The organism is Streptomyces sp. NPDC057307 (assembly GCF_042667665.1).
Lineage (GTDB): Bacteria > Actinomycetota > Actinomycetes > Streptomycetales > Streptomycetaceae > Streptomyces.
On sequence record NZ_JBHUZM010000254.1, the window covers coordinates 1 to 4,959 of the forward strand.

Annotated in this window: 5 protein-coding genes; 3 read left to right on the forward strand and 2 right to left on the reverse strand. The window is 72.6% G+C overall.

The window, feature by feature from the left end; all coding sequences use genetic code 11:
- Positions 1 to 188: 188 nt before the first annotated feature.
- Positions 189 to 578 (forward strand): ribonuclease domain-containing protein, encoded by a 390-nt coding sequence (locus ACFUN8_RS36980; RefSeq protein ID WP_383647726.1) that lies wholly within the window; start codon positions 189 to 191, stop codon positions 576 to 578.
- 46 nt (positions 579 to 624) lie between these two features.
- On the forward strand, positions 625 to 1,011 hold the full coding sequence (locus ACFUN8_RS36985) for a barstar family protein (RefSeq protein ID WP_383647728.1): 387 nt from the start codon (positions 625 to 627) through the stop codon (positions 1,009 to 1,011).
- Between the two features lie 40 nt (positions 1,012 to 1,051).
- Here the strand turns inward: ACFUN8_RS36985 and ACFUN8_RS36990 are convergent, their stop codons facing one another.
- Positions 1,052 to 2,608 carry an ankyrin repeat domain-containing protein gene (locus ACFUN8_RS36990; protein ID WP_383647730.1) on the reverse strand — a complete coding sequence of 519 codons (1,557 nt, stop codon included), beginning with the start codon at positions 2,606 to 2,608 and terminating at the stop codon, positions 1,052 to 1,054.
- Between the two features lie 95 nt (positions 2,609 to 2,703).
- A complete protein-coding gene (locus ACFUN8_RS36995; RefSeq protein ID WP_383647733.1) occupies positions 2,704 to 3,666 on the reverse strand; it encodes a hypothetical protein in 963 nt (320 codons plus the stop codon).
- Positions 3,667 to 4,094: 428 nt separating this feature from the next.
- Between ACFUN8_RS36995 and ACFUN8_RS37000 the strand changes: the two genes are divergently transcribed.
- Positions 4,095 to 4,877, forward strand: coding sequence for a S1 family peptidase (locus ACFUN8_RS37000; RefSeq protein ID WP_382568600.1), 783 nt, complete (start codon positions 4,095 to 4,097; stop codon positions 4,875 to 4,877).
- The last annotated feature ends 82 nt before the right edge of the window (positions 4,878 to 4,959 follow it).

Below are 4,959 nucleotides of genomic sequence, written 5' to 3' on the forward strand. Positions count from 1 at the left end.
GACAGGCCGACAGCCTGTCCGGCCCTCGACGTTCGGCCCCGACGCTTCGACGTCGGACCCGACGACAAAAGCGACGACAAACCGATGACAACGGGCGGATGTCGTGCCCGTACCGGCCGGTTAACTTCCCGAAAACTCCACCGACTTGGCATTGACGTGCTCACGTCTACGCGCGTCATCATGTGGGCATGCGAATCCCCCCACGAATCGCCCTCATCGGCGGCGCCGCCGCCCTCCTGTCCACCCTCCTCGTCGGCGGCACGGTCGCGACCACGGCCACCGCCGCCCCCCTCGCGGTCGGCGACATCTGCTACTCCGACCTGCCGTCCCAGGCGCACGACACCCTCGACCTGATCGACGCGGGCGGCCCCTACCCGTACCCGCAGGACGACGGGGTCTTCCAGAACCGCGAGGGCATCCTGCCGCAGCAGTCCACCGGCTACTACCACGAGTACACCGTCGAGACGCCCGGCTCTCCCGACCGCGGCGCGCGCCGCATCGTGACCGGCAACACCCAGCAGGACTACTACACCGCCGACCACTACGAGTCCTTCGACCTGGTCGACCACGGCTGCTGATCCCGCACCACCGCCGGTACGACGACAGACAGGTAGCCTCCGCCCCATGACTGTGACGTATGTGATCCCCGGGGCGGAGGTCACCGGCCTGGAGCGTTTCTGGGAGGTGATCGGCGAGGCCGTGAACGGCCCGGACGGCTACTTCGGCCGCAACCTCGACGCGTTCGCCGACTGCCTCGGCGGCGGCTACGGGACCCCGGACGACCGGGACTTCGTCATCGAGTGGCGCGACCACGACCTCTCGCGCCGCGCGCTCGGCCACGAGGAGACGGCGCGGCAGCTCCGGCTCCGGCTGGCGCGCGTGCCGGACGCCAACAGGGCTTTTGTGCAAGGGCAGTTGACCGAGGCCGAGGCCGGCCGTGGCAGCACGGTCTTCGACTGGCTCACGGAGATCATCGACGACCGCGCGCCGGGCGTACTGCGACTGCTCTGACCCCGCCGGGGCCGACCGCCGTGGCCCCACCATCAGGGCTTCACCGCCGTGCCCCCACCGCCAGGAGCTTCACCGGCCGCGGCAGCAGCCCGTCCAGCCTGCGCCGGACCGCCGCGTCCGGCAGCCGGCGCACCGCGTCGGCCGCCGTCTCTCGCGCGCGTCCGGTCACCGAACCGTCGGCGAGCAGGCGCGCCAGGGCGTCCACCGCCCGCGGATCCCGGCGCGCCGCGAGACCCCGCGCCGCCTCGGCCGCCGTGACCGCCACCGGGTCCCACAGCCGCGCCGCGAGTGCCTCGCGGACCGCGGGCGTGTCGGCGTCGGCCCCCGCCAGGGCCGTCGTCGCCCGCTCCCGCACCGTGTTGTCGAGGTCCGCGCTCAGCGCGATCAGCGCCCCGATCCCCGCCTCGTGAGCGTCCGGCACCAGAGCGGCCAGCGCGACGGCCACCCGGCGGCGTATCCCCACGTCGGGATGGTCGGTGTGCCGCAGGATCTCCGGCAGGGCGGCCGGCTCGCCCTGCTCCCCGAGCGCCGTCACACAGGCGCCGATCAGCTCCGCTGTGTCGGCGCCCGCGCACAACTCCCGCAGCGGCGGCACCGCGCGGGCCGCGAACGGCCTGCTCCCGTCCACCGCGCCCAGCCGCGCGAGTACGTCGGCGGCGAAGGCGCGACGCGGCGGGTCGTCGCTCGCGCACCAGGCGAGCGCCGCCTGGAACGACTCCTCGTCGCCGCGCCGCCACAGCGCGGCCACCGGCTCCCGCCAGCCGTCCCGGTCGGGCACCGCGCACCGCAGCGCCCGCGCCGCCAGTTCCTCGAACGGCGTCCGGACGCCCAGGGACTCCTCCAGCAGCGTGGCGATCGCCCCGTGCCCGGTCTGCCGCTCCAGGCTCGCCACCGGCACGCCGTCCTTCAGCGTCTCGACGACGATCGTCACCCCGCCGTCCTCCTCGATCCGGCGCACCACCGTCTCGTCCCCCGCACCCGCCATCGGCAGCAACTCGGCGTGCAGTTCGTGCTCCACCGCCTCCGGCGCGGTCCAGCGCCGCGCCTCGGCCAGCGCCTCCTCGCGCGCGCCCGCGCCGTGCCGCAGCAGGGCCCGCACGGTCGACGGCGAGCCGCGCCGGGCGGCCGTCACCAGAGGCGGCTCGCCGTCCGGGGCGCCGCCGCCGGGGCCGGGCAGGTCGGGGTCCGCGCCGCGCGCCAGCAGCGCCTCCACCGTGTCCGTGTGGCCCTGCCCGACGGCCCAGGCCAGCGCCGTGAAGCCGTACGCCTCGCGCCGGTCGGCCTGCGCGCCCGCCGCCAGCAACGCCAGCACCACCTCCGTATGACCCCCGCACGCGGCCCCGCACAGCGGCAGATCGCCGCCGTCGGGACCGCTGCCGCGCTCGGGGTCGGCGCCCGCCGCCAGCAGCAGCCGGACCGCGCCGGGTCCGTCGCTCACCGCGGCGGCGTAGAGGGCGCTCTGGCCGTCCTGATCGGTCGCCTCGGCGGGGACACCGGAGCGGAGCAGCGCGACGACAGCGTTGTCCCGGCCCTCGTACACGGCCGAGAACAGCTCGTCCCGCGCGCGGTCGGAGCCCGCTGTCCGCTCATTCGTCATACTTCGACCTTCGCTCGGGAAGGTCATTCACGCCAAATCGACAAAACGATGACCGTCTGTCACATGCGGTGAAGTCCCCTTCGGGGAGGGGCAGTTCAGGTGTCGCAGTCGAGCACGGTGTGACAGAGCTGGCACCGTGCCCGGACCCGGCCCCTGACCGGTACGCGGATGCGCTGATGGCAGGTGGGGCAGGGGAACGACACGCGCAGCCCGTCGGGAAGCGTCTCGAAGGCGTACGCGCGTCCCGCGTCGCCGGACCCGACACCGTGCCCGGCCCCGGACCTGGATCCGGACGCGGATCCGGCCCCGGACTCGCCGGGGTGGTCGAGCGCGTAACGCCGGTCCTTGGCGTACCGGTGCCGCCCCGACCAGCCCGCCGTGGTCAGCGGCGGCTGTTGCTCGTCCCGTACGGCCTGGGCCTTGCCCTTCGTGTACGCGGTGTAGCCCTGCGGGCTGGTGAACCAGATGCCCGGGTCCTCGTTGAACACGATGGCGCGCTTGGCCAGTACATAGCCGAACTCCTCCGGCGTCAGATAGCCGAGCTTCTGGCTGGAGTCCCGGTCCTCCCGGAACGCGTCGAGCAGCAGCCAGCCCGCGCCCAGATAGGTCGTCACGGTGTCGGTCAGGATCTCGTTGTCGCGGGTGCCGGGGAAGTCCAGCCCGAGCCGGTGCAGCAGGACATGGGTGATCTCGTGCGCGAGGGCGGCGCCGATGTCCCTGCGGTGCGTCCGGAAGCGGTCGTTGAGTTCGATGAAGTACTCCGGCCCCGCCGTCAGCTCGACGCTCGCCGCGTGCTCCATCTCGCGGAAGCTGACGATCATCCGGGCGTCCGGCAGATGCAGCTGCTGGACCAGCGCGCGGGCCACCCGCTGCACCCCGAGGTGCAGGTCGTCGGCATCGGCGAAGGCGACGTCGGCGGGCGCGACGCTGGTGTCGTACTGCCGGATGCCGTCGTCCGACAACCGGCGGTAGAGCGCCGTGACGGCGGCCCGCACGGTGTCGAGATGCGGATAGCCGTGTACGACCGGGCTGCCGTTCGTCGCGCCTCTGTCCGTCACGCCACTACCCCTTCGTAGGACGGTCGACCGTCCTCAACTGTACGGCGGCGGGCTCCGGACGGGCGGGCCGGCGGGGGCGGCGGCAGGCCACATCTCGGACCACATCGCGGACCGCCGTGTGGACCGCCGTGTGGACCGCCGCGCGGACCGCTCGGCGGACGCCGTACGCCGGTTGCCGGACACCGGGCGAGACCCGACCGTTCGGTTGGCTGAAACTTACATCTTGTGCCACGGCTGATTTCTTCCCCATAATCCGGATCACGCCGTGGCGGGCGGACGCGGGCGATCTTCGTTTTCTCGATCGTCGGTCGGCTTCGCCATGCGTACGGCACCCCCACGTGCTGAGCGTCATTCGTACACAGCTTCACGCACGACAGCCCCACGCAAGACAACGAAATGCACTGTTTCCCCCCACGAAAGGCAGTCAGTTGAGCTTCCTGCGTGCCCTCAAGAGATGTGCAGTCGTCGGCGCGGTCGTCCTCGCCGGTGTCAGCCTGCAGCCCACCACCGCGTCGGCCGCCCCCACCCCGGCCCCGCCGGTCGTCGGCGGTACCCCCGCCGAGCAGGGTGAATTCCCCTTCATGGTCCGCCTCTCCATGGGCTGCGGCGGCGCGCTCTACGAGCAGGACATCGTCCTGACCGCCGCCCACTGCGTCGACGGCTCCGGCCCCGACACCAGCATCACCGCCACGGCTGGCGTCGTGGACCTCCAGAGCCCGGACGCCGTCGAGGTCAACTCCACGGAGATCCTCCAGGCTCCCGGCTACAACGGCACCGGCAAGGACTGGGCGCTCATCAAGCTCGCCGAGCCGATCGACCTGCCCACGCTCGACATAGCCACGGACGACTCGTTCAACAGCGGCGAGTTCACCGTCGCCGGCTGGGGTGCGGCGACCGAGGGCGGTGCCCAGGAGCGGTACATGCTCAAGGCCAACGTCCCGTTCGTCTCCGACGCGGACTGCGAGGGCGCGTACGGCAGCAGCCTCGTCCCGTCCGAGGAGATCTGCGCCGGCTTCATCGACGAGGGCGGGGTCGACACCTGCCAGGGCGACTCCGGCGGCCCGATGTTCCGCGACAACGGCGCGGGCGGCTGGATCCAGGTCGGCATCGTCAGCTGGGGCCAGGGCTGCGCGCAGCCCGGCTTCCCGGGCGTCTACACCGAGGTGTCCACCTTCGCCGCCGACATCCAGTCGGCAGCGGCGGGTCTCTGACGAAGGGTCCACCGACGCGCGCTGAGCGCGTGACGTGACACCCATGAGGAGGGGTGGGTTCCCGGACCGACGGTCCGGGAAC

Bases quoted from the DNA above. Each gene is read 5' to 3' on its own strand.
- ACFUN8_RS36980 (WP_383647726.1), top strand. From the start codon at position 189: ATGCGAATCCCCCCACGAATCGCCCTCATCGGCGGCGCCGCCGCCCTC.
- ACFUN8_RS36985 (WP_383647728.1), top strand. From the start codon at position 625: ATGACTGTGACGTATGTGATCCCCGGGGCGGAGGTCACCGGCCTGGAG.
- ACFUN8_RS36990 (WP_383647730.1), bottom strand. From the start codon at position 2,608: ATGACGAATGAGCGGACAGCGGGCTCCGACCGCGCGCGGGACGAGCTG.